This is a genomic window from Nostoc sp. 'Peltigera membranacea cyanobiont' 213 (assembly GCF_002245975.1).
Classification (GTDB): Bacteria; Cyanobacteriota; Cyanobacteriia; order Cyanobacteriales; family Nostocaceae; genus Nostoc.
Genome location: NZ_NOLI01000020.1, coordinates 1 through 25,221, shown reverse-complemented (window position 1 = coordinate 25,221; position 25,221 = coordinate 1). Strand labels below are relative to the sequence as shown.

The window sequence follows — 25,221 nt, the reverse complement described above, 5'->3', positions numbered from 1 at the left end:
TTTCTCTCCAGGTTCTTCCTTTTTGTTTTATCTTTGGTAAGAGCAAGACTCTTATCAGCCTTACCTGCTGATTCTCAATACCTTGTCACCTGTCTAAAGATAGAGGACAAACAAAAAAACATCGAAATTTCATCGTCTAAAGGGAAAATCTCAACTTTAGATAGGTACATCTACCCAAAGTTATTGCGGAGGATAGTTATAGAAGTAGTCACCAGTAGATTTGATTTAAGGAGGTGTTTGAGTGCGTTTTCAATTTTTGGCGATCGCTAGTTCAATGGCCGTATGCGTTGTATCTGTACCGAAAGCCACAGCCCAGATTCCATTTTTACCGCAACTGCAAGCTCCCAGCAGTGTGAGCAATGATTCAGATAACAGAGTTGTTTCGGGCTGGATTTATTTAGATGGTCGTCGGTTATTTCAAATAGCGGCATCAAGAACCAACTTTCCTGAACGTTCAGAAGATATTCAAAAGAAGTTGGAGAAAATTGGTCAAAATTACTTTCAGTCACCAGCAAAAACAGCAATCAAGGTAGAAGTTCGGAAAGTCAACGAATTACCAGTAATTTATGTCAATGACCAATATCTGATGACCGTTACTTCCGAGGATGCTGGACTGCGACAAGTAGATATATCGACATCGGCAAATCAAGTCGCTGAATCGTTACAAGAAGACTTACAACAAGCAAAGCAAGAAAGACAAACTCAATCTTTAATCGACCAAGGTAAAATTGCTACGGGTACCGGAGTAATAATGGTGATTATGAGTTTGGGTCTATATGGCTGGCAGCGACGTTCCCAAAAGGATTCTTCAGTCAATCCTATCGCCTCCCAACCCCCCAGAGAGCTGCTAAACTCCCCAATTTCACCAGCAGCAAATCAACCAATTACAACACAACTGAATCAACAGCAAAAGAAGCATCTTCAAGAAGTCAAAAGACGATTATTTCAGCTAAGTCAAGCCGGGATTTGGGGAGGTGGAAGCTTTTTTATTTTGGGTCTATTTCCCTATACACGAGGGTTTCAGATAGGAATTCTTAATGCTTTCCAATTCCCTTTGCGATTAGGTGTTGTATGCCTGGGAATCTATGTAGCCATCCGTTTGACATACGCCCTAATTGACCGCTTCGCCTCCACTCTGATCAGTAGTGGTGCTTTCCTGACCCCAGAAAGTTCTGCACGGCTACAACTGCGAGTTTCCACATTTTCTGGCGTGACTAAAAGTATCACTACTGCTATCTGGATAGGAGTAGGTTTTTTGCTAGCGCTGGTATCCTTGGGGATAGATATTGTTCCCTTGCTAGCGGGTGCCAGTTTAGTTGGTGTTGCATTATCTTTGGCTTCACAAAACTTAATTAAAGATGCGATTAATGGTTTTCTGATTATTTTAGAAGACCAGTATGCTTTAGGCGATGTAATTAATGTGGGAGACGTGGGAGGCTTAGTAGAAAATCTGAATCTGCGGATGACCCAAGTGCGGGATTCCGAAGGGCGCTTGATCACAATTCCCAATGGTGAAATTAAAGTTGTAGCGAATCTTTCTAGTCGTTGGTCACGTGCCGATTTAACGGTTCCCATCGCCTATCAAGCCAATACAGAAGAGGCTTTGAAGTTGATTGAAACAGTTGCTTTCGAGATGAACCAAGAAATGCAATGGCAGCGTCAAATTTTGGAACCGCCGCAAGTTTTGGGAATAGATCAATTTGGCGATCGCGGTTTGATTATTCGTGTCTGGATTAAAACACAGCCCCTCAAGCAATGGGATGTAGCACGGGAGTTTCGCCGCCGTCTGAAAGTTGCCCTAGACGAAGCCGGAATTTCCATTTCTGTGCCTCAACAAGCAATTTGGGTAAATGACGAGCAGTCGTTAAATTTTCAGGGTAACGGCAAAACCCATTAAAAATTTGGATTCATTACTGAGTGGCACTCTTGTTAAGCCCAAAAGCTTGTGTCGCCTCGAAGTCTAAGTTTGGGCACACCCCTGTGATTACCGAACCCTACGCTGTATACGAAGCTTGCAGCGTAGGTAGTTTACAAATACCTAAGCAGCAACGAAAATATCTGCATTACTCAGGGACAATCCGGTATTGAGTGTAGCAATCTGGATTTTGCCGATCGCTCCTGCGCCATCTCGATCGAAGAAGAGAGAACCATTACCTTTGTCGTAAATGAATCTTTGGCTACTTGTATTTGCTGCCGAACCAATAAAAAATTGATTGGTAGCGATCGCCGCACCAGCAACTAGCCCTCCAGCAAAACCAGCCGCAAAGACAAAAATCGTATCATCCACTACGCTAAAATCAGTAATCCGATCGATTCCTTCGCTGCTAGAGTTGAATGTAAAGCGATCGCCTCCGGTACCACCAGTGAGGATGTCATTACCAGTACCACCAGTGAGGATGTCATTACCAGTACCACCAGTGAGGATGTCAATACCAGCGCCACCATTGAGAGTGTCATTGCCAGCATCACCATTGAGTTGATTGTTAGCAGCGTTACCTGTAATTGTGTTGTTGAGACTATTACCAGTGCCGTTGATTGCAGAACTGCCTTTGAGAATGAGGTTTTCTAAATAAGCTGGGCCTAAGTTAAAGTTGTAGGCAGACTCAACCGTGTCTGTGCCTTCATTAGCATATTCGGTGATAGTTATGTAATTATCACTATTGAATATATAGCGATCGTTGCCAGTGCCGCCATAGAGAGTATTATTGCCAGTGCCGCCATTGAGCGTATCATTTCCAGCGCCACCATAGAGAGTGTCATTGCCAGCGCCGCCATCGAGACTGTCATTTCCAGCTTTTCCATCGATGACATCGTTCCCGCCTTGGCCAGAGAGATAATTGTTGTATTGATTCCCTGTTAAAGTGTCATTAAAGTTGCTTCCTATGGCATTTTCAATAACAGATATACCGCCTTGGGAATTGGCGATCGTAAATCCTCCTTTAACACCAACAACTTGACTAATGAAGCCGCCAGCATCAGGATCGTTATTCGCCAAAGTAGCATTGTTCAAGTCGATAATGACTGAATTAGTTGCGTTTTGACCACTTATGGTATCTGTTCCGCCTGCATCCCAAATACAAGACCAATAGGTTCCTGCGCCATTAGAGGATGGAAGCAAATAGACGTTATTACCTGTGTTGTATGTCTTATTGATACCGTAAATATGTTGGATGGCTGCAATATCAAATGCCATTGGCCCCGCAGCAAATCCCCAATTTGCGTCATACCCAGGAGAAAAGGGACTGTTATCAGTGTTGTAGGACATGATTGTTGTCACAAACTGATTGAGACTCAAGTTACCTTTATCAAAAGCATTGTCAACGCCAGGAAATACGGAAGAAGTTCCTCCATTATCGTGAGGATGGGCTAATCCCAAAGCATGACCAATTTCGTGAACAAAAGTGTAGTAGTAGTAGCTACCAACTACGAGTTTTGCATCAGGATTGTCTTGGTAAACCTCCCAGTTAACTCGAACATCTCCTTGCCCATAAACGTCATCAGATTCTCCTGGTGGATTTGCTTCACCTAGTACGCCATCACTGTCCCAAAGAGAAGAATCAACACTATGAAAGGTTAACTCAGCTTGAGAATCATTAAAACCAGAATACTCTAGTTGGAAGTTAGCCACATTTGACCAGGCTTTTATTGCATTGGTATAGGCATTCTTTTCAGCGTTATAGAAAGTGTCATCCCAAGACTGATTATCAACAAACGAATAAGTAATTTTTCTATTGTCGTTTTCAATTTTCCAACGAGTGCCCCATAATAAGCTGTCTACATAAATTGAACCAGTTTTAGTAACACCACCAGTAGAACCAACAAAATTAGACATAGGTTTCTCTTTTTCAGAATCAGAAATAGATAGTTACTTCAATTATTTTTGGGAAAATATAGCCAGGATTTTACTAAATACAAGCAGAAGTAAAACCCCTTGTAGCTTGGTATCTTGCCCGTTGGTGTGATTATGCTTATAACTAAAGTTACGAACTCATTCACAAAATAGATAATAAAAAAAGTATAAAAATTAGTCATTCACCTTTTATGCAGTTTTATATGCAAGATTTAGCATCCACATATACATAAACATGTATGTAAGATTGCAGAAAACTGCATTGTAATTTAGCCAGAATTAGCGATTAATTTTGACTCGCTGAAAAATAGCGATCGCGCCTTTACCTGTCTAAGGGGACTCTTAAGATAAGTATGGGGATTCAGACCCAAACCAAATTTTACAGTATTTACTGAAGTTATGAGGTATACTAATTAATCGAATTATCGTTGATCTGGGGTAAAAAAGTTCCTAGTCAGGACTAAAGTCCTGATTTTCTAAGCACGCTTTGTTCTTACTACAAACTTTTCATTACTAGCTTGACAGACTACTAATAGCATTCCAAGTATCTGTACCTCATAGCAGCAGGAAGTGCTGTAATCGAGTTTCTTGCTCAGTCCCCTGCCCCCAGTCCCCAATAAGCTTGTCGAGGGGAATCCTGGGCGCGACCTGTTGAACTCCACTCCCTTGCTCTCCTTGGCTTCTGAAAAATCCCCAATCCCCAATTTTGTGCGATCGCTAACACTAAGGCTTAATAAATTCTTATATTAATAACAAGCTACTCCGTCCATAACCAGTATTAAACTGTTCCTGGATTTATGTTTGTCAATACCTTCATCAAACGTCCAGTCCTAACTACGGTCTGTACGTTCATTATCTTACTGCTGGGAAGCATCTGTATTCCGATCCTTCCCATTTCTCAGCTACCAGACCTCGCTCCGGTGCAAATCACCGTTAGCTCTAACAATACTGGTGCGGATGCTCAAACAACAGAAAATACTGTCACCAACATTATTGAGCGACAAATTAATGGTGTTAAAGATGTATCTTATATATCTTCTAATACGGGTAATGATGGTTCCAGCAATATAACCGTCTCCTTCCCAACTAATGTCAATAGCGATATTGCTCAAGTAAACGTTCAAAACAAACAAGCACTTGCTGAACCTCAACTGCCAGATACTGTTCAACGAACAGGTGTCACCGTTGAAACGGCATCAAGCAGTCTCCTTCTGGTCTATGGGTTTTACTCAGACAATAATGAGTATGACAACATTTTTATCAGTAACTATGTCGATCTGTATATTTTCGATCAGATCAAACGCCTTCCTGGTGTAGGAAGTGCCAGGGTTTTTGGGGAGCGTAAATATGCCATGCGTCTTTGGCTCGATCCCAACAAGCTTGCCCAACATCAACTAACTCCTCAAGATGTGACAACTGCCCTGCAAGAACAAAATATTCAGGTGGGTGCAGGGGCCATTGGTAAGGAACCAGCACCAGATAATCAAAGCTTTGAATTTGCTTTACGGGCAACCAGTCGATTTAAAGATGCGGCTGAATTTGAAGACATGGTGCTGAAGGTGAGTCAAGGCGGCACTAATAGCACTACTAATGGTACTACTAATGGCACCACTAATAGCACCACTAATAGCACCCTAGTTAAGGTCAGAGATATTGGTAGAGTTGAACTAGGAGCAGAAAGCTATCTCGCTGATGCCAAATTCACTATCCCCGGAAATGCTCCCAAGGCAGCCGTGGGTTTGGGGATATATCAACTTCCCGGTAGTAATGCCCTCAACGTTGCTCATGCTGTTGAAGAGCAGATCAAAATCTTAGAGAAGAGTTTTCCACCTGGTCTCAAAGCACAGCTGGCATTTGATACCACTCCGTTTGTAGAAATTTCTTTAGAAGAAGTTTTACATACTCTGGTTGAGGCAATTGTCCTAGTGGTCTTGGTAATTTTCGTCTTTTTGCAAGACTGGCGTACCACGATCATTCCCACTGTTGCGATCCCCGTCTCTTTGGTTGGGACATGTGCAGCCCTTTTGGTTTTAGGATTTCAGATTAATACACTGACCTTATTTGGTTTCGTTCTGGCGATCGGTATTGTCGTTGATGATGCCATTATTGTAGTAGAGGCAGTTGCAGTCAAACTAGAGCAGGGTATGAGACCCTTTGAGGCAGCTGTCGAAGCCATGAAAGAGTTGACTGGGGCAATTATTGCCACTTCACTTGTACTCATGGCGGTATTTATTCCAGTTGCATTCATTCCAGGCACTACTGGGATTGTCTACAAACAATTTGCGTTAACCGTTGCTTGCTCCATTGCCATTTCCACCTTCAATGCTTTAACCTTCTCCCCAAGTATGGCAGCCATCCTCATGCGCCCGGCTCAGACTCCACGGGGCCCTTTGGGGTGGTTTTTTACGCAGTTTAATCGGGGATTTAGCTGGTTCACACGCCGATATGTCGGGTTTGTTAGTTACCTCACCCATATCAAACCGATTGTAATTGGGGTTTTTATTACTGGTTTAGTCGCAACGGTTTTGATGTATAGAGCAGTACCTACCGGATTTATTCCAGAGGAAGATCAAGGTTACTTCTTTGTCGTTGTCCAGGGGCCTGATGGGGTTTCTTTGAAATATACCGAATCTGTAATGAACAAGGTTGTCAAAGAAGTAACATCGGCTCCCGAAGTTAGAGCTAGTTTTATGATCAGTGGCTTTGGTTTCGATGGCAATGCTTCTAATTTAGGCATTGCCTTTGCGAACCTAAAACCCTGGAAAGAGAGAACTAAAGAATCTGAGTCTGTCTATGGAATACTTCAGAGGTTGAACCAAAAGCTCTCTGCAATTACAGAAGCCAGAGCGATCGCTGTGAATGCGCCTCCGGTTAGAGGGTTAAGTAGTACGGGTGGTTTTGAGTTTATCATTCAAGACAAAACTGGAAGTGCGCCAATTCAAACCCTGGTTGATACTGCTCAAAAATTCATTGCGGCGGCAAATAAAAAGCCTGTTTTACAAAGAGTCTTCACTCAGTTTACCGCCGACACTCCTCAGTTTGACATCCAAGTGAACCGTAACCAAGCAAAAGCTCTAAATGTCGAACTCAACGACATCTTTGGGACATTGCAAAGTTACTTGGGGTCGCAATATGTGAATGACTTTGTACAGGGACAGCGACAGTATCGGGTATATGTGCAAGCGGATGGAGTTTTCCGTTCTAATCCAGATGATATTGGCAAGCTGTATGTTCGCTCTGCAAGTGGGGCAATGATTCCATTGAGCAATTTGGTGACAGTTACTCCCTTTGTCGGGCCGAAAACCATCTCGCATTATAACTTGTACAGGTCAATCAAAGTACAAGGCGCTCCGGCTCCCGGTTCTAGTTCGGGAGAAGCGATTAAAGCGATGGAGCAAGTTGCAGCAGAGACTTTACCTCAAGGTTTTGGTTACGAGTGGACAGGGACTTATCTCCAGGAAAAGACATCAGGGGGATCTACGGGCTTGATTTTTGCCTTAGCGATCGTTATTGTCTTTCTGGTGCTATCGGCTCAGTATGAAAGCTACATTGACCCGATCATTATTTTGCTGACAGTTCCCCTAGCCGTTTTGGGAGCGATGACCGCGATTTGGCTACGTTCTAATATTTTCATGGCAGATAGCCTCTTCCCCAAAGTTGTAGATGATATCTATTGCCAAGTCGGTTTAGTAACTTTGATTGGTTTAGCCGCAAAGAACGCGATTTTAGTCGTGGAATTTGCCAATCAATTGCACGAGCAAGGCATGAGCTACACGCGAGCGGCGGTAAAAGCAGGGGAAGAACGTCTGCGACCCATCTTAATGACTTCCTTTGCAGCGTTGTTAGGATTTTTGCCCTTGGTGATCTCTCAAGGGGCTGGAGCCAGCAGCCGTTGGTCTTTAGGAACAGCGCTTTTTGGGGGACTGCTGCTTGCGACATTCTTGAGTTTGTTCCTAGTGCCAATTTTGTACATCTTAGTCAAGACGTTGGCTCAGGCTATATTTTCTCGGAAGCGATCGGGTGGCTCAAAACCTCCAGATTATCCAGATGGAACTTCGGCATCTGAACATAGGGCTTTACCTTCTGGTTCAAGTCTGCCAGAGGCACAACTCAGGTCTCAGCAAGATGGGATAACCTAAATTTTATGATTGACCCTTTCCCCTAAACCCGCTAGAAAATGGCTTTGACAAAGAGTACTGGCTGAATCCAAGCGTATTGCATTATGGGTGAAGCCTTAATAAGACTTACGCAAACAATAGCCAAAAAGAAAAATTTTCTTCTTAGAGCAATTCATGAATTGCCCCTAGTGCGTTAACTTTTGCGTAAGTCCTACTTAAGTAGTGAGAGCGTAATGTTCATAACATCCTCCAACTTTGATACCATTTTCTGTAATTTCCTGCTTGCTAAAAAAGTTAGTCGAATAGAAATTAAGTACTTAGATAAGGAAAAGTGAAATGGGACTTAACGAAGGACTTTCAAACCCGACCAAAAAGGCTATGGTCATAGATGAATGTTGCAACATGATAGAAGTACAGCTGGCATCCAAGTCAGGTATGAGCGGTATTGCTTTGAAAACTGCCTTCGCCGCCCTGAAGGGAGTCAAGCCAGGGTATATCCCCTACGTAGTTGAGCAGATCCTGCCGCAGTGCTTCACGGCACTCGATCCCATTTGGAGTGAAGGCGTAGAAAAAGGCGATCCGATTGGACACCTGAGTAAAAATCGCTCTCATACAGCAGATGCGCTACTGAGTGTCACTGATGCTAGGGTCAAGAACGCCAAACGCCAAATTGTGCGAGGAACCTATGAAAAATTTCGCGGTTCAGCTAAAAAGCACGTGGAAGAAGCAGTGCCAGATTTTGCCAAGGTAATCGATAATTACACTAAGGTTTAAGGCAGAAGGCAGGAGTAATATAACTTATAGGATTCGACACTTCGGCAAGCTTACTGACCGCCCCTCCTGAAGTAAGAAGGAAGCTGACGCAACATTGGGAGTCTTAAACCCTTGTTCTCTAGCGATTGATAAACGTATGCTGCCATTCGGTGCGCCGATGGCCGGCATACGGGGCAAATATTGTACTTGTAGTACCAAGGTGTTTGGTGAGGATCTCGATTTTAAAGATGCTCTATCTGCTAAACGTCCTGATATTTTCCGAGTTAGCTTGAAACAGCAAATAATCAGAAACTATCTGAATTATTGTTTTAATAAGCTTGCAATTTATGAAAAAAATTACTGTTTATCGATACCGCACTTATGGATTAATTGGGTTAATATCCTTAACCGTCGTCTTAAATACAACTACATCTGCCCTAACACAGTTAGCAAGTGATTCTCCAATACAGCATACTCCTATCCCTGCTTCTAACCTGATTTGGCCAACCCAAGGGTTTATTTCTCAAGGCTTTCGCAAATATCAACATGAAGGAATTGATATTGCAGGGGCATCTGGAACTCCGATTATTGCTGCTGCATCGGGTAGGGTTGTAAAAGCAGGTTGGGATAATTGGGGATTAGGCAATGCCATAACTATTAAACATCTTGATGGCAGTATTACTATTTATGGTCACAATCGCCGTTTGTTGGTGAGCAAGGGCCAACAGGTCATTCAAGGTCAAATTATTGCTGAGATGGGATCTACGGGCAATAGTACAGCCCCTCATCTCCACTTTGAAGTTCATCCAAATGGTCAAATAGCAGTTGATCCCCTTCGTCTGTTGACATCCTTAACTGCAAGTGTTTCTCCTGCTTCTAAAGTTCAACAAGTTGATAACCCTAACCACCCAGTCTCGACACCCCCAATAGCAAAGCAAGCTTCACCTTCACAGCTAATTCCAATAGCTTTTGCACCTATTAATAATATTCAGTGTAATGGAGTTATCATCATTGAGGGTGAGACTGCAAATATTCGTGTAAAAGTCTGTGAAGAAAATGGTCAGTTATTTTATATTGGACAGTCGAAGCAAGACCCAAGCAAGCCGATAAAAATTGCAGCTTTAAATATTGGTCAAGGCAAATATCGAGCAGATAATGGTAGTTTCTATTATCTAGTCAGCCCTGAAAAAGTAGAAGTTTGGCGAAATGGCACTCAGATGCGTTCTGACAGATTTTATTCTTTAACCAAATCGCCATAAAGTTAGCATTTAAGATTCGTTAATAGGGATTTTAGTTGATTGCGATTAGGCGGATGATAGTACTAAAGTTCAAAAATGGGTTTCAATCCCTAATAGGGATTTTAGTTGATTGCGATCCTGTAACAGTTGAATTCTGATGTTGAGTCAAGTTTCAATCCCTAATAGGGATTTTAGTTGATTGCGATTGTAGTCGGCGGTATTGTAGTAGCAACGGATAAGTTGAGTTTCAATCCCTAATAGGGATTTTAGTTGATTGCGATTCAAGATGTAATTGGTGCTAGTGCCAAACCTGGGTTTCAATCCCTAATAGGGATTTTAGTTGATTGCGATGCGTTCCCCGGTGTACCAAGCAAGATCCAAAAGCAACTTAGTTTCAATCCCTAATAGGGATTTTAGTTGATTGCGATTAGAAGATACTTCTCTGATTTAGGAGATGATTGGAGTTTCAATCCCTAATAGGGATTTTAGTTGATTGCGATCTCAGCAACTGGTTCGTCTTCGTTGGTTATTAAAGTTTCAATCCCTAATAGGGATTTTAGTTGATTGCGATTTGTACTTATCTTTGTTTTATTAACGTCTACTAGGTTTCAATCCCTAATAGGGATTTTAGTTGATTGCGATCTCTATCTAAACAAGCCAAACTACCTAATAGAGGTAGTTTCAATCCCTAATAGGGATTTTAGTTGATTGCGATTTTAATCGCATAAGAAACATTTCTGTCAGAGAAAGTTTCAATCCCTAATAGGGATTTTAGTTGATTGCGATCCTTTCTTTCATCGGAAATGCTAGCAAGGGAGAGGTTTCAATCCCTAATAGGGATTTTAGTTGATTGCGATTTAAGCCTAAAACTGGTAAGAGTAGATTAGATTTGTTTCAATCCCTAATAGGGATTTTAGTTGATTGCGATATTAGGAACTTTATTAATTCCTGTTTCATCATACAGTTTCAATCCCTAATAGGGATTTTAGTTGATTGCGATGCAATATTCTCAATACATCCGAAGGGCGAAAGCAATGTTTCAATCCCTAATAGGGATTTTAGTTGATTGCGATCTTCGTCGCGGGAGCGGAAAGTTTGAGGTACTTTTCGTTTCAATCCCTAATAGGGATTTTAGTTGATTGCGATTTTAATTTGCAAGCCTACCTAGTAGTTCGTAGTGTTTCAATCCCTAATAGGGATTTTAGTTGATTGCGATATATTGAGTACTATTTTTTGGTAGAAATAATCAAAGTTTCAATCCCTAATAGGGATTTTAGTTGATTGCGATAAAGATATTTTGAGATTTTTGAGGTATAGGTACTAGTTTCAATCCCTAATAGGGATTTTAGTTGATTGCGATCTGAATTTCCCCCTGAATATAGGGGATAGCAAAGGGTTTCAATCCCTAATAGGGATTTTAGTTGATTGCGATGTTCCACTCTTGCCGCCCCATGCTATAGATCGCGTTTCAATCCCTAATAGGGATTTTAGTTGATTGCGATAAGTCGTATTAGCTCTAGAGGTAGTGAAGATCCCAAGTTTCAATCCCTAATAGGGATTTTAGTTGATTGCGATGATTGCATAGCGGCAACAGGTTTAACTGTTTCTTGTTTCAATCCCTAATAGGGATTTTAGTTGATTGCGATCGCTGGCATCTGAAAGCCTTTTGTTATTTGGTTTTCAAGGTTCAATAGCGCGAATAGGAAAATCATAACATGAGGAGTGGCAATTGTGCCAGCCGAAAATAGCTGAAAGCCAGTCCAGATAAAGTGCGCGGATGGCTTTAAGATTCTACAGCCGTCAAGTTCTTACATACACGGCAATTCAGCCATTTTTATAGTAACCTCTTCACCAACACCTACCCATTCGCGCACTTGGCAAAAAAACTGGTCTGATTGCAAAGCAGTTTACGATCTATGAGCTTACTACAGACGGGAGCATCCCAATTTGGCAAAAATATACGGAACTGACGCAAAAACCCTTTTAAATCCTCTTCCCTTTGTGTCCTTTGCGTCCTTTGCGGTTAGTTTTTTATCCTCCGAGGTAAGTCAAAATTCCGTATGTAAATTAACCCTGCATATTTGGGATGCTCCCACTAGAGACTTTCTTTTATTTCTAGCGAAAACAATTGCTACCTCTCAAACTTCTGCATCTTACTTTGTAATCCTCAATTTGTGATAAAACTTAAAATTTTTCCTTAGCAGCTAACATTTGTAAAATCTTTTCTACATGATCCAACTCTCCAACAATTCGCCGAATTGGGTGAGGCCAAACCTTGACAAGGGTAGGCGTTGCAGAAACCTGATTTAGTTCTGCTTGTTCTGGATGACTTAAAACATCAATCACTTTCAAAGTATAAGGATGTCCCAGCGATCGCTCCAACAATTCGTGTAGATTTTGCAGAATGCGTTCGGTTGTACTGCTATGGCCTGCTACAAACAAGCGGAGAACATAGCCTTGTGTAATTACTTCCTTTTTTTGTACTATTACTGGCTGGTGGTATTTTGGTACAGGTTCAGAAAGGTCAAGACGAACAATTAAATCGCGATCTTCCCAAAGCTGCGGGAATGAGGAACGATAAGTTGTTAGCACCATGCGATCGCACAACCCCTCTTGCCAAGGAGCTGCTTGCCATACTAACTCCCCTGTGCCAAAAATGGCATTAAGCAAAGCTTGATGTCTAATTACAGCCGGATAAGCTTCAGCAAAAGTTCGCACTTGTTGAGTGCGCGGATCTAACCAGTGGTCAATAGTCGCAGTATAACAAGGCACTAAAAAGTGCGGTGGCTCTGGTAAATCTAGGATTTCTTGCAAAGCCGAACATAAATGCAAGTGCCATCGACCCTGCTTGCTAGGATCGATGCAGTAAATTAAATCTCCTCCAGGTGTAAATAGGGCAATGCCTTTAAACAACTGAGGTGTAGATAGTTTGTTTGTTGTCAAGTTATTCACAAAGGCTAGCTAAAAGTAAAAATTCTCTCTTTTACCTTTTACCTTAGCTATAACTGCAACCAGGATCGGAAAGATATTTGGAATTGGGGACTGGGGACTAGGCAATATTTAGTAGACAGCAATTATTCTCCCCTAATCCCCAATCCCTAATCTCCAGTACCCACTTAAACTCGACCTCGGAGAAACTGAGCCATTTCATTAGGAGTTGGCGACATTTCTAAAGCAGTTTCTTCAGTGATACGACCATCTTGATAGAGATTTAGCAATGACTGATTCATCGTAATCATCCCGTCAAAGCTAGCTTGTTTCATCAACTCGCCAATTTCATCATACTTACCGTCTTTGATCCATTCTTTAATCGCCTCAGTATTAATCAGCACATCGTGGAAAGCAGCCCGCTTCCCGTCAGTTGTACGACACAAACCTTGAGCAATTACTGCCACTAAAGACTCAGAAATTGCTACCCGCATTGCATCCTGTTCGTCACCAGAGTAGAGGTTGAGAATCCGCTCAATGGTTTTGACAGCGCTATTAGTGTGTAGGGTTCCCATGACCAAGTGACCAGTCTGAGCGGCTTTTAGGGCGGTGTTGACTGTTTCCTTATCCCGCATTTCACCCACCAGAATCAAATCTGGGTCTTCCCGCAAAGCTGCTTTCAAAGCGTTGTCAAATTTCCGGGTATGCATTCCCACTTCTCGTTGTTTGACTAAAGACTTGCGGCTTTGATGGATAAATTCGATCGGGTCTTCAATGGTGATGATATGCTTGGCCATCTCCTTATTGATGTAGTCAACCATCGCTGCCATTGTGGTGGACTTACCAGAACCAGTGGGCCCGGTCACTAAAATTAAACCTTTGTGGTGATGGCAAATATCCCGAAAAATCGGGGGTAATCTCAACTGTTCCATAGTTAAGATTTTTAGAGGAATCAACCGCAACACCATCGCAGGCCCTCTAAGGGTGCCAAAAACATTAATCCGCACGCGAGCAAAGTCATATTGAGTTGCTCCGTCAAATTCTAGGTGTTCTTCAAAGCGCTGAATTTCCGCCTCACTCATCACCTCCCGCAACCAACTCATAAAAGCTTCTTTATCTGTTTCTGGATAATCCATTGATTGAATTTCTCCTCGGCTGCGGAAGCGAGGTACTTCATTTACACCCAAGTGCAAATCAGAATATCCCTGATCGTAAGCTTCCCTGATCAACTTCTCTAAAGTGGGTCCCGCACTGCTGTTTTTAGAGGTAACTGAACTAGGTATTGGCGGAGGAGCAACCGGACGATGACCTGCAACAGGAGCGTTAGTACTCCTCTCCATTGACATATCCAATGTTTGCGTCATCTGCCTCTGTGTGCTAAAGGTTGGCGGAGGTGGCGGCATTGGGGGCGCTGGGGGCAGGTTACGTTCGGTAACAGAGTTAGAATTTGATGGAGGCTGTGATTCTGTCATATATCTTCACATTTGGCGGTTAAAAAGTTGAATTAGCGAGAAGTCAAGTCACTTACTTTGATGACTTTTGGAGAATGCTTGCGTGCAAGCTCTCATGGTGATGGGAGGCGATCGAAATTCTAGAACCACGGTCAATCCATTTCATCCACCTCAATTTGTATCTTTTTTTTCAGAAATTTTGCTAATCAGAAAATTTAGAGAAATTATTTAACCTATCTAAACTGGTTTAACACACCCAATGGCTCAAAAGACCTCAGTAATAGCACATAGGTTACTTTGTAATTTATATAACGCTAGTTTAAACATAAATATTTTCAGTCCTTAGATGAGAAATTTATCTCAGATATGGACGCGAATTACCAGCAATTAACAACACAAATACTGATTGTTCATTTATTCAGCCCATTTAAAAATTATGAGAATAGCTATTAATTTTTATAAGAAATGTTAAGCTGAGTAGGAGCAATATCTGGGGATCAAGGTTAAAAGCTCATACCTTTGAGGTTATACACCTGAAGATAGATGCAGAAGACCAGTTCTTCTAATAGATGTAAGGTCAAGCTTACATCCACAATTACAAAAAACTAACTGTAAAGTTTAGTAAATAAATGCTCATTTTTCCGATTAGTTTTTATATACTGGATTTCACTGAGAAAGAAAATCAGTTGACTCGCGAAAAGCGGAATCTAACTGAAATTAAAAATTGTTGTGTATTTTTGGGAGGAAAAGTCAATGGTTTCTGCTCAAAGCTCTAATCAAGGAAAGACCTACTCCTTGTTGATGATTAAAAGCTTTTTAATATGGACTTTTACATTAGCAGTATGCTTGTTAGTTGTGGGTTTTCCACTAGTTGTCTTGATGGCTACGGTCGGATGTCTGTTGTCAATCGTTTTGCAATCTGTGATGCCTGTTAGTGCTGTTTTGCTTGTAGCAGGCGCTTTAATCATGTTTAATGTCATGGCAGTTGTATTGGCTGCGGGTGTGCTAACTCTTAAAGGAGTTCATCCTAATGAAGTCAAATGGTTAAGTTGGCTGCATGGAGAGGCAGACCAAATGCAGGCTACTGTTTACGCTGCTTGCCCTTTAACTTGTGAGATTAAAATTTAGTCATTACAGGTAAATACGACAAACAGTGCGTCTGCCCGGTTAAGCCGGGTTTTTTCATGCTTTTTAGTTATGCGATCGCATTTTAATTCGATAAACAGTGCATCTACCCGATTAAGCCGGGTTTTTTCATGCTTTTTATATGATTTATCCTTTTATATTTATGATTTGTGTGATGATTGACTGCCAACTCTTGACTATTTACCATAGACCATTGACTATAACCATTGGCAAATGACAGATGACTAATGACTAATGACTAATCAAAAACGGGTTTGCATTATCTTGGGTACTCGTCCCGAAGCGATTAAACTCGCTCCAGTGATTCAGGTTTTCCAGAAGTCTTCAGCTTTTGAGTCGCAAGTAATTTTAACTGGACAGCATCGGGAGATGGTTGAGCAAGTTATGCAACTGTTCAACATCAAGGCAGATAATGATTTGGAAATTATGCAGGTTCAGCAATCTCTAAATGATATTACCTGCCGCAGTTTACAAGGGTTAGAAGCGTTATTTAAAGAGAAAAAGCCAGATTTAGTGGTGGTGCAGGGAGATACTACAACGGCTTTTGCGGCAGCTTTGGCAGCGTTTTATCAAAAAATTCCTATTGGTCATGTGGAAGCAGGTTTAAGAACTGATGATATCTTCAATCCTTATCCAGAAGAAGCTAATCGGCGGTTGATTTCTCAAATTACTCAGTTGCACTTTGCGCCGACTCCTTGGGCTGTGGAAAATTTGCACCGTTCTGGTGTTTTGGGTGAAATTCACATGACGGGTAACACGGTAATTGATGCGCTGTTGAATGTCGCTGCAACCCAATCTGTTTGTAATGTACCAGGCTTAGACTGGGATTCATATCGCGTTCTGCTAGCAACAGTTCATCGGCGGGAGAATTGGGGAGAACCCCTCTTAGCGATCGCTCAGGGCTTTTTACAAATCTTAGACAAGTTTCCTGATACAGCAATACTTTTACCATTACACCGCAATCCGACAGTGCGAGTCCCATTACAAGAGCTTTTAGGGAATCATCCGCGAATTTTCTTGACAGAACCTCTCGATTATGGCGAACTGGTGGGAGCAATTGGGCGATCGCATCTTTTGCTCACTGACTCTGGTGGCTTGCAAGAAGAAGCCCCCAGCTTGGGAAAACCAGTATTGGTTTTGAGAGATACCACCGAAAGACCAGAGGCTGTTACAGCAGGTACAGCCAAACTTGTAGGGACTACGAGTGAGAATATTTTTGCAAATGCTGCTGAGTTACTGAGCAATTCAGATGCTTATGAAGCAATGGCAAATGCAATTAATCCCTTTGGAGATGGTCATGCAGCAGAGCGCATTTTACAGATTGTGCAAAATTACTTGGGTCTTTTATCAGAAACATCAACTTAGGAACTTAGATTAAACTTCCCGCCAAATTTCTGTTTTTTAGGGTGCTTAAAGAAGAATTCAGGAGTCATAATCGCCTAAACCTGAGCTATCCGCTAACAGGAGTCAGAATATTTGTTACTCTCCCAGAAACCGCTTTGCATCTACAAGACACGACACGCTGATTAAATCCCCTAAATTTATTTATGGGGATTATGTTTTGACTTCTTAAAAAGAGCATAGAAAAAGTAATTAGCTACAAAGCCACAAAATAAGGCGTATTTTTGTGTATGCTTTGTGGCCAAGTGCCTTAGCGATACCTTTCTGGGAGTAAATATGGAACGCGCCATCTCTGCGTTGGGAATCTTAGTTTTTATCGGTATATCCTACGCCTTTTCGGTTAATCGTCAAGCGGTGCGTTGGCGGATAGTGGGGTGGGGTTTGGGATTAGAGTTTGCATTGGCACTAGTGATTCTTAAAACTCCTTGGGGTTTGAATGTGTTTAAATTTCTGGGAGATTTTGTCGGCAAATTTTTAGCATTTTCTGATGTTGGTGCCAAATTTGTCTTTGGAGAAAATTTTAAGGATCATTTCTTTGCCTTCCAAGTGCTACCGACAATTATCTTTTTCTCTGCCTTCATTAGCGTCTTGTATTACTACGGCATTTTACAGCGAGTGGTAAATGTGATGGCGTGGGTAATGATGAAAACAATGAAAACATCGGGTTCTGAATCTTTATCCTGTGCAGGTAACATCTTTTTAGGGCCAACAGAGTCGGCGCTGATGGTTAAACCATACATAGCAAAGATGACGCAATCAGAACTTCATGCTGTGATGACGGGTGGTTTTGCCACAATTGCGGCTGGAGTACTAGGGGCATACCTTTCCTTTGGGATACCAGCAGAACACTTAATTGCTGCTTTTTTTATGACTGCTCCTACATCGTTGGTGGTATCAAAACTACTCTATCCAGAAACAGAAGTATCAGAAACGGTTGGAAAAGCAAAAGCAAATGTAGAAACCAATTATGTAAATGTAATTGATGCTGCTACTACCGGAGCAATTGACGGCGTGAAGCTAGCAGTTAATGTTGGGGTGATGATTATCGCCTTTTTGGGATTATTGGCTGCTTTAAATGCACTGCTGGGATGGTTGGGGGCATTTGTAGGTTTACAACAAATGTCATTACAGTGGATTTTATCTTTTGTTATGGCTCCAGTGGCGTGGCTGATGGGCGTACCTTGGGCTGATTGTCGGCAAGTGGGAGCGTTATTGGGTACAAAGACAATTCTCAATGAGTTTATTGCTTTTCTGGATTTGAAGGCATTAATTGAAGGTGGTAAAATTTCTCAACGGGCAGTAATTATTGCGACTTACGCCTTATGTAATTTTGCAAATATAGGTTCAATTGGCATTACAATTGGCGGCATTACTGGGATAGCACCTAATCGCCAGCATGATTTAGCTCGGATGGGTTTAAGAGCGATGATTGGCGGATTGTTAGCGGGTTTTATCACCGCTTGTATTGCTGGGATATTGATTTGAAAAAGCTCAAAATCTATCAAAATAAAAGTTGATGATTTTTATTTGATGAGAGTAATAAAAAGGGATAGACTGCCCACTTATCAAGAAATAAACCAGCGATCGCAGTAGCACCATAAGTCTTCAGTCATAATACCCACTAGCTAGTAATATTTAGGCTAAAATTGACAGAATTGCCCTAAAATCTATGTAAACACGATCTGCTAAATCCTACGTTAAATTTAAATTTATTTAACTTTATAGAATGCCAGACGCGGAAAAGTCCCAAAGTCAGATGGCTAATGAGAAACTGCTGCACCAGCAAGTTAGTAACAAAGCAGATTATTCGCTGCAAGCCTGGAAAGAAGAGGGAATGATGCTTCTGTTGGCTGATGGCACTATTCAGGCTTGCAATACAGCTGGTAATCGCATTCTGGGACTAACCGCAGAAGAGCTTGTAGGGCAAAATTTGCTCAATTTCAAGTGGCAATTTATTCATGAAAATGGCTCTCCAATGCTGCGTGAGACTCACCCGGCGATCGCTGCTCAGAAAACAGGTAAACCTTACTTGAATGTCGGATGTGGCTTTTATAAGCCCAATGGTGAGCTAATCTGGCTATTGTTGTCTTCACAACCTCTATTCCAAAGTGGAGGAACCACTCCCTACGCGATCGTCACAACTTTTTCGGATATTACAGGATCTCAGCCCGCACAACTTGATGAAAACTGTAACTGTACTGAAGAGACTCAACAAGTTGATGGAAATGAATTTCCGGCACTGTGGGATAGTCAAAGTTTGTTTAAAAAAATTGCTGCTACTCTTCCAGGGATACTCTATATATATGACCTAATTGAGCAGCGAAATGCTTACGTTAATTACGAAATTGCTCAAGGTTGGGGCTACACACCAGCACAAATCCAGGCAATGGGAAAAGAGTTATGTACCCAGCTTCTCCATCCTGAAGATTTGGCCCGACTCCCTACCTATCTTGAAAAATTTAATTCTACCTGTCAGGGCGAAGTTCTCAGTTTTGAATATCGGATTCGACATGCTAATGGAGAGTGGCGTTGGTTTTGTAGCTATGACACTGTGTATAGCAGAACTGCTGAAGGATTCCCAAAAGATATTGTGGGAATCGCTTTTGATATTACAGAACGACGACACACAGAAATTTCCCTGCGCCAAAGTAATGAAAGGTTTGAACTAGCGGCGGCGGCGGTTAATTGCCTAATCTATGACTGGGAGATGCAAAGAAATACTGTGGAAAGAACTCAGGGTCTAACTGAGGTTTTTGGCTACCCGCAACAAGAAGCTGAACCAACCTTTGAGTGGTGGCAAAAACTCATCCACCCTGATGACCAAGAAGGAGTTAATGACCAGTTCATGGCTAGTATGGCCAATGGCAACCGTTATAGCATTGAGTATCGAGTCCGTCACCAGGATGGCCGCTATTTGTGGGTGAAAGACCAGGGGTTTGCTGTCCGGGATGGAAATGGTCAGGTAGTCCGGGTAGTTGGTGCTAGTACTGATATTACCGAACAGCAAGCTGCGCTACGCGATCGCCAACAAATTGAAACAAACCTGCGCGAAAGTGAAGAACGGATTCGGTTAGCGACTACCGCCGCAGAAATGGGTATGTGGTTTTGGAATATCACTACCAACGAGTTAATTTGGACAGAGAAATGTAAGCAGCTGTTTGGACTAAACCCAGAAGTCGAAATGGACTATGAGCTTTTTCTCAACTGTGTACATCCAGAAGACCATCAACGCATCAATCAAGCGATCGCTCGTTCTTTTAAAGAAAAGGTTGAGTATGACATTGAATACCGCAGCCTTTGGTCTGATGGTAGCATTCATTGGATTGCTGCTAAAGGTCGTATTTTTTGTGATGCTGAGGGTAAGCCAATCAAAATGATGGGTACTGCTCAGGATATTACCCAGCGCAAACAGGTAGAAAATGATTTGCGCCAGCGGGAAACTCAGTTAAGGCGCTTAGTTGATTCCAATATTATTGGCATTATGTTCGCCAATCTTGACCAGATTACTGAGGCGAACGAGGCTTTTTTAGAAATGGTGGGTTACACGCGAGAGGAACTATTAGCAGGTAAGGTACGCACACAACAAATTACTCCACCAGAATATCACGCTCTCGATCGCCAAGGGCTAGAGCAACTTTTAACGGTTGGAGTATGTAATCCTTTTGAAAAAGAATACATCCGCAAAGATGGCTCGCGCATTCCGATCCTAATTGGTGGTGCTTTGGTGGAAGAAGATCCGGTATCTTGGATCTGTTTTATTCTTGACTTAACCCCAAGGAAGCAATTAGAAAAGGCACTTAGACAACAAGCAGAAGAACTCAAACAGGCAAATCGGAACAAAGATGAGTTTCTCGCTATTCTCTCCCACGAATTGCGATCGCCCCTCAACCCCATTCTCGGCTGGTCATCCCTCCTCAGAAGCCGCAAATTTGATGAAGTTACCACAAATCGGGCCTTGGAAACCATCGAAAGAAATGCTCAATTGCAGATTCAATTAATTGATGAGTTGCTGGATGTCTCCCGAATTATTCGCGGTAAGTTGAACTTAACTTTTGCCACTGTTAATCTGGCATCTGTAATTAATTCTGCATTAGAAACAGTCCGGTTAATAGCAGAAAGCAAATCTATTCAGATAAAAATGCAGCTTGACTCCAATGTTGGTAAAGTATCAGGCGATCATCATCGCTTACAGCAAGTTGTGGGGAATTTACTCTCCAATGCTGTCAAGTTCACTCCTGCCAATGGTTCAGTGGAAATCAATTTATCATTGAGTAGGGAACTGACTTCCCATTCAGCGCTGATTCAAGTTAAAGACACAGGTCAAGGTATTTCCCCTGAATTCCTACCCCACGTATTTGAACATTTTCGTCAAGCTGATAGCAGTACAACCAAAAAAGTTGGTGGGCTGGGACTGGGATTGGCAATAGTTCGCCATCTGGTAGAGTTGCATGGTGGTATTGTCACCGCAGATAGTCCAGGAATTGGACAGGGAGCAACTTTTACTGTTACACTGCCCCTGATGGCAGAAAGTATGGTGACAGAGCAAGCAGAGGAAACAGAGAAGAAATTTAACTCGTCAGCGATCGCCGGAATACGGATATTAATTGTCGATGATGATGCTGACACCCGGGAGTTTTTGCATTTCTTGCTACAACAAAATGGGGCGCTGACAAAAGTTGCAGCATCGGCAAATGAGGCGATAGCTGTCATTGTCAAGACCGTACCTGATTTATTAATCAGCGATCTCGGAATGCCAGAGATAGATGGCTACAACCTAATTAAGCTACTTAGAGCTATGCCCAAGGAAAAAGGAGGGAAAATCCCGGCGATCGCTCTTACCGCTTATGCTGGAGAAAGCGATCGGGAGCGAGTCTTAGCAGCTGGTTTCCAGAAACACATTGCCAAACCAGTAAAACCAACTGAATTACTAACCTCAATTGCAGATTTGCTAAAGCAAAGATAAGTAAAGCTTCTGACTTGCTCAAAACACGAAGAGACGTTGCACTTCTATGAAATTCAAAAACCCTAGTTTATCCTTGGGTTGATTTTTAGAAAACTGGCTTTTGCAAAAGAATAATTCTTAGCCAAAAACCTCGGCGCAATCATGCCCCTAATTTCTGATTGCGATCGCTAATTTCCAGTTTATTATTTGAAATTTTACCATCAAGGACAACTATCTAAAGAGTGAAAGTTTTTCCTCAAAATCCAGCCGTTAGTTAGTTGTATAATATTAATCAAAGATTAATAATACAGCATATCGCCAAAACACATTTTATTTCTTAAATCTTGCTAAAGATCGTGGTACATTTAACTTGACGGTATTAACCATCCTCGGTAATTATAAAGACGCGGCTATAAAAAGCCAATGACCTTGTTGCTTGACTGCGATTTTATCAGTTATAAAATCGCCTAATCGCACTAATTGTCTTTATTGTTGCAACATACTATCTTACCACAGGAACGCTGCTTATCGTTATTAGTGTGACCTGCGGTTCTTTAAAAATCAAATAGGAATCCCAATACTATGTGTGGTGAACATTTGGATAAATGTGGTGAGGTGTCAGAGCAGCTACTCATAATGTCCAACATTTAAATTTTCCAGAGTTAAGGGTTGTATTTGTGGTTCCCATGTCGAGGTAAACCAAGCAACCATCTGGATACTTAATATTCACTTAACCTTGCATCCAGTATTTTCCCAAAGTCAATCCAAGAATTTCAAAAGAGGGTATTTTCCATGTTTAGTTTTTTTCGTTGGCCATCAGCAAGGGTTGCTTTACTAGTTCTGGGAATGACAGCTGCTACAATAACTCCTATCGTAATTTCTACCCCAGCTTCATCTCAAAATACTGTTCCATCAGCGACACCATCGCCTACTTCAACAGTTAACTTGTCTGATGTCTCCACAGATTATTGGGCGCATCCCTTCATTCAAGCCCTAGCTGACAATAACGTGATTGCTGGCTTTCCTGATGGCAGCTTCAGACCAAATCAAGCTGTGACTCGTGCTGAATTTGCTGCCCTGATTCAAAAAGCTTTCCCTAACCAAAACCGAGTTCGACAATTAACCGCAGGCGGATTTAGTGATGTTCCTGCTGGCTATTGGGCGGTTTCTGCAATTCAGTTCGCCTACGAAACTGGATTTTTGGCAGGCTATCCTGGGAACGTATTTTCACCAAATCAACAAATACCCAAGGTACAGGCGATCGTTGCTTTAACAAGTGGTTTGGGTTTGACCGCTAGCAGCACTGGAACCAGTAGTGACCTCAGCACCTACTACACTGATGCCTCAAGTATCCCGAACTATGCTGTTGCAAGTGTTACTGCTGCCACACAATCCAATATTGTTGTTAATTATCCAGATGTTAAACAACTCAATCCACAACAGTCTCTGACTCGTGCTGAAGCTGCGGCACTTTTATATCAAGCTTTGGCTAAACAGGGACGAGTGCAACCCATTGCTAGCAATCTTTCAGCTAGTCAGTATATTGTCGGTGGAACTCAAACCGGTAGCGATATTGTGACTCTTGCTTCATCCAGTAGTTCTCTTACAACTCTGACTTCTTTATTAAAGACAGCTGGTTTAACAGATATTCTTCAACAGGCAGGCCCTTATACAGTCTTCGCTCCCACCGATCAAGCATTTGCCGCTTTACCTGCTGCGACATTACAGCAGTTACAGCAACCAGAGAACAAACAAGCATTGATTAAGATATTGACATACCATGTCGTTCCTGGTGCAGTAACTTCTAGTCAACTCACGGCTGGGGAACTGAATACTGCTGAAGAAAAACCGGTAAATATTCAAATCGATCGCGCTAGCAATCAAATCTCGGTGAATAATGCCAGAATTATCCAAGCAGACGTTAAAGCAAGCAATGGTGTTATCCATGCAATTAACCAAGTTCTTGTCCCGCCTGATGTTAACATCAGTCAATTAAATCAACCACCAACAGGAAATACAGATGGCACAACACCTAGTGTTAGACCAGGTAGAACTACTCTTGGTGGCCCTAGCTATATAGGGGTTGGTGGTAACATTGGTTTGAGCGGTAACGATTCAGCTTTAAGCGATAGTAACTTTGCAGTATTCAGCAAAATTGGTCTGACACGCAATATCTCAGTGCGGCCATCAGTCATCTTTGGCGATGATACATTGTTTATGGTTCCCTTGACTTTGGATTTTACTCCTCGCGCAAGTGCCGAGGTGGGTCAACGAAGCTTTTTTATATCTCCTTATATCGGCGCTGGCGTAGCCATTGAAATTAATAACAATACCGATATTGGATTACTCCTAACTGGTGGTGTAGACATTCCTCTCGGTTCTCGATTTACGTTAAATGGGGCTGTAAATGCTGCTTTTTTGGATGATACTGATGTCGGGCTACAATTAGGGCTTGGCTACAACTTCTAACTAAAGATACAACTAGGGGCAATTCATGAATTGCCCCTATGTGGAAATAATGGTTTTGGCTATTGTTTTGCTAAGTAATTTGAAATCAAACTATATTAAGATCGCTTGATAGCTAAAGTCAGCCCATCTGCGATCGGGACAAGGGAGAGTGTAACCCGCTCATCATAATGTAACTTTTCGTTAAGCGCCCGGATAGCTTGGGTGCTTTCATCTTGGTTTTGCGGGTCAGCAACTTGCCCAGACCATAAAACATTATCAATAGCGATCAATCCGCCTGGACGAACTAATTGCAGCGATCGCTCATAATATCCATCATAATTTTCTTTATCAGCATCAATAAAGGCAAAATCAAATGTCTCGGCTTGATCGGTTGCCAACAGTCGATCTAAAGTTTCCAAACCTGGTGCTAGTCGCAGATCGATTTTATCAGCAACTCCGGCTTCCTGCCAATATCGCCTGGCGATCGCAGTAAATTCTTCACTCACATCAGCAGCGATAATCTTGCCATCTTCAGGAAGTGCTAAGGCTACTGAGAGGGAACTATAACCTGTAAATACGCCAACTTCCAGGGTTTTCTTGGCTCCAATCAGCTGCACCAGTAGTCTCATAAATTGTCCTTGTTCTGGTGAAATCTGCATTGTACTTCTGGGATGGCTAGCGGTTTCTTGGCGCAACTTCAAAAGAATCTCCGGTTCCCGCAGCGAAACCGATAAAAGGTAATTATAGAGTTGGTTATCAAGACCTAGAGACTGTTTTGGCATGATAGATGAGAGAATTTCAAGAATCTACAGCTATACTATCGCCTAAGAGCAGTTTAATAATATACTAACTAAATTTTAGAATTTATCTGCTAAGGGACTTCCAAATAAAAAAATATCCCAAATTTTCTTGTGGGATGGGCATCTTGCCCGTCCTAATATTGGGG

13 protein-coding genes and 1 CRISPR repeat array are annotated in these 25,221 nt (G+C 42.0%); of the genes, 9 read left to right on the top strand and 4 right to left on the bottom strand.

The genetic code is table 11. From position 1 onward, the window contains the following. Positions 1–241 precede the first annotated feature (241 nt). Complete coding sequence (locus tag CDG77_RS08535) at positions 242–1,897, top strand: mechanosensitive ion channel family protein (protein ID WP_094328970.1); 1,656 nt, start codon at positions 242–244, stop codon at positions 1,895–1,897. 141 nt (positions 1,898–2,038) lie between these two features. Here the strand turns inward: CDG77_RS08535 and CDG77_RS08530 are convergent, their stop codons facing one another. Next, positions 2,039–3,832 carry a matrixin family metalloprotease gene (locus CDG77_RS08530; protein ID WP_094328969.1) on the bottom strand — a complete coding sequence of 598 codons (1,794 nt, stop codon included), beginning with the start codon at positions 3,830–3,832 and terminating at the stop codon, positions 2,039–2,041. Positions 3,833–4,647: 815 nt separating this feature from the next. On the opposite strand from CDG77_RS08530, the gene CDG77_RS08525 reads away from it, so the two are divergent. From CDG77_RS08525 to CDG77_RS08515, 3 genes are all read left to right on the top strand, one after another. Beyond that, positions 4,648–7,989, top strand: a complete 3,342-nt coding sequence (locus tag CDG77_RS08525) for an efflux RND transporter permease subunit (protein WP_094328968.1) — start codon at positions 4,648–4,650, stop codon at positions 7,987–7,989. Positions 7,990–8,304: 315 nt separating this feature from the next. Further along, the gene (locus CDG77_RS08520) at positions 8,305–8,742 is read left to right on the top strand and encodes a DUF6918 family protein (RefSeq protein WP_094328967.1); all 438 of its coding nucleotides are present in this window, start codon (positions 8,305–8,307) and stop codon (positions 8,740–8,742) included. Positions 8,743–9,068: 326 nt separating this feature from the next. Further along, the gene (locus tag CDG77_RS08515; protein WP_094328966.1) at positions 9,069–9,980 is read left to right on the top strand and encodes a M23 family metallopeptidase; all 912 of its coding nucleotides are present in this window, start codon (positions 9,069–9,071) and stop codon (positions 9,978–9,980) included. 9 nt (positions 9,981–9,989) lie between these two features. After that, a CRISPR array of direct repeats spans positions 9,990–11,605; the repeat unit is 37 nt; unit sequence GTTTCAATCCCTAATAGGGATTTTAGTTGATTGCGAT. A gap of 538 nt (positions 11,606–12,143) precedes the next feature. On the opposite strand, the gene CDG77_RS08510 is transcribed toward CDG77_RS08515, so the two are convergent. Both CDG77_RS08510 and CDG77_RS08505 read right to left on the bottom strand, forming a co-directional pair. Continuing rightward, positions 12,144–12,911, bottom strand: a complete 768-nt coding sequence (locus CDG77_RS08510; RefSeq protein WP_094328965.1) for a circadian clock KaiB family protein — start codon at positions 12,909–12,911, stop codon at positions 12,144–12,146. Between the two features lie 164 nt (positions 12,912–13,075). Continuing rightward, positions 13,076–14,359, bottom strand: a complete 1,284-nt coding sequence (locus CDG77_RS08505; RefSeq protein WP_094328964.1) for a type IV pilus twitching motility protein PilT — start codon at positions 14,357–14,359, stop codon at positions 13,076–13,078. A gap of 732 nt (positions 14,360–15,091) precedes the next feature. On the opposite strand from CDG77_RS08505, the gene CDG77_RS08500 reads away from it, so the two are divergent. The 5 genes from CDG77_RS08500 (at position 15,092) to CDG77_RS08480 (ending at position 24,296) form a co-directional block, all read left to right on the top strand. Continuing rightward, positions 15,092–15,466, top strand: a complete 375-nt coding sequence (locus tag CDG77_RS08500) for a hypothetical protein (protein ID WP_094328963.1) — start codon at positions 15,092–15,094, stop codon at positions 15,464–15,466. Positions 15,467–15,718: 252 nt separating this feature from the next. Continuing rightward, on the top strand, positions 15,719–16,849 hold the full coding sequence (gene wecB / locus CDG77_RS08495) for a non-hydrolyzing UDP-N-acetylglucosamine 2-epimerase (protein WP_094328962.1): 1,131 nt from the start codon (positions 15,719–15,721) through the stop codon (positions 16,847–16,849). Between the two features lie 312 nt (positions 16,850–17,161). After that, positions 17,162–18,370: a NupC/NupG family nucleoside CNT transporter gene (locus CDG77_RS08490; RefSeq protein WP_094328961.1), complete on the top strand. Its 1,209-nt coding sequence runs from the start codon at positions 17,162–17,164 to the stop codon at positions 18,368–18,370. A gap of 241 nt (positions 18,371–18,611) precedes the next feature. Continuing rightward, positions 18,612–21,848, top strand: a complete 3,237-nt coding sequence (locus tag CDG77_RS08485; protein ID WP_094328960.1) for a PAS domain-containing protein — start codon at positions 18,612–18,614, stop codon at positions 21,846–21,848. Between the two features lie 771 nt (positions 21,849–22,619). Beyond that, the gene (locus tag CDG77_RS08480; protein ID WP_094328959.1) at positions 22,620–24,296 is read left to right on the top strand and encodes a fasciclin domain-containing protein; all 1,677 of its coding nucleotides are present in this window, start codon (positions 22,620–22,622) and stop codon (positions 24,294–24,296) included. 95 nt (positions 24,297–24,391) lie between these two features. Here CDG77_RS08480 and CDG77_RS08475 read toward each other — a convergent pair whose 3' ends face one another. Further along, positions 24,392–25,057: a class I SAM-dependent methyltransferase gene (locus CDG77_RS08475; protein ID WP_094328958.1), complete on the bottom strand. Its 666-nt coding sequence runs from the start codon at positions 25,055–25,057 to the stop codon at positions 24,392–24,394. Positions 25,058–25,221: the final 164 nt, after the last annotated feature.

Coding starts and splice junctions, on each gene's coding strand:
- CDG77_RS08530 (WP_094328969.1), bottom strand. CDS start 3,832: ATGTCTAATTTTGTTGGTTCTACTGGTGGTGTTACTAAAACTGGTTCA.
- CDG77_RS08525 (WP_094328968.1), top strand. CDS start 4,648: ATGTTTGTCAATACCTTCATCAAACGTCCAGTCCTAACTACGGTCTGT.
- CDG77_RS08520 (WP_094328967.1), top strand. CDS start 8,305: ATGGGACTTAACGAAGGACTTTCAAACCCGACCAAAAAGGCTATGGTC.
- CDG77_RS08515 (WP_094328966.1), top strand. CDS start 9,069: ATGAAAAAAATTACTGTTTATCGATACCGCACTTATGGATTAATTGGG.
- CDG77_RS08505 (WP_094328964.1), bottom strand. CDS start 14,359: ATGACAGAATCACAGCCTCCATCAAATTCTAACTCTGTTACCGAACGT.
- CDG77_RS08500 (WP_094328963.1), top strand. CDS start 15,092: ATGGTTTCTGCTCAAAGCTCTAATCAAGGAAAGACCTACTCCTTGTTG.
- wecB (WP_094328962.1), top strand. CDS start 15,719: ATGACTAATCAAAAACGGGTTTGCATTATCTTGGGTACTCGTCCCGAA.
- CDG77_RS08490 (WP_094328961.1), top strand. CDS start 17,162: ATGGAACGCGCCATCTCTGCGTTGGGAATCTTAGTTTTTATCGGTATA.
- CDG77_RS08485 (WP_094328960.1), top strand. CDS start 18,612: ATGCCAGACGCGGAAAAGTCCCAAAGTCAGATGGCTAATGAGAAACTG.
- CDG77_RS08480 (WP_094328959.1), top strand. CDS start 22,620: ATGTTTAGTTTTTTTCGTTGGCCATCAGCAAGGGTTGCTTTACTAGTT.
- CDG77_RS08475 (WP_094328958.1), bottom strand. CDS start 25,057: ATGCCAAAACAGTCTCTAGGTCTTGATAACCAACTCTATAATTACCTT.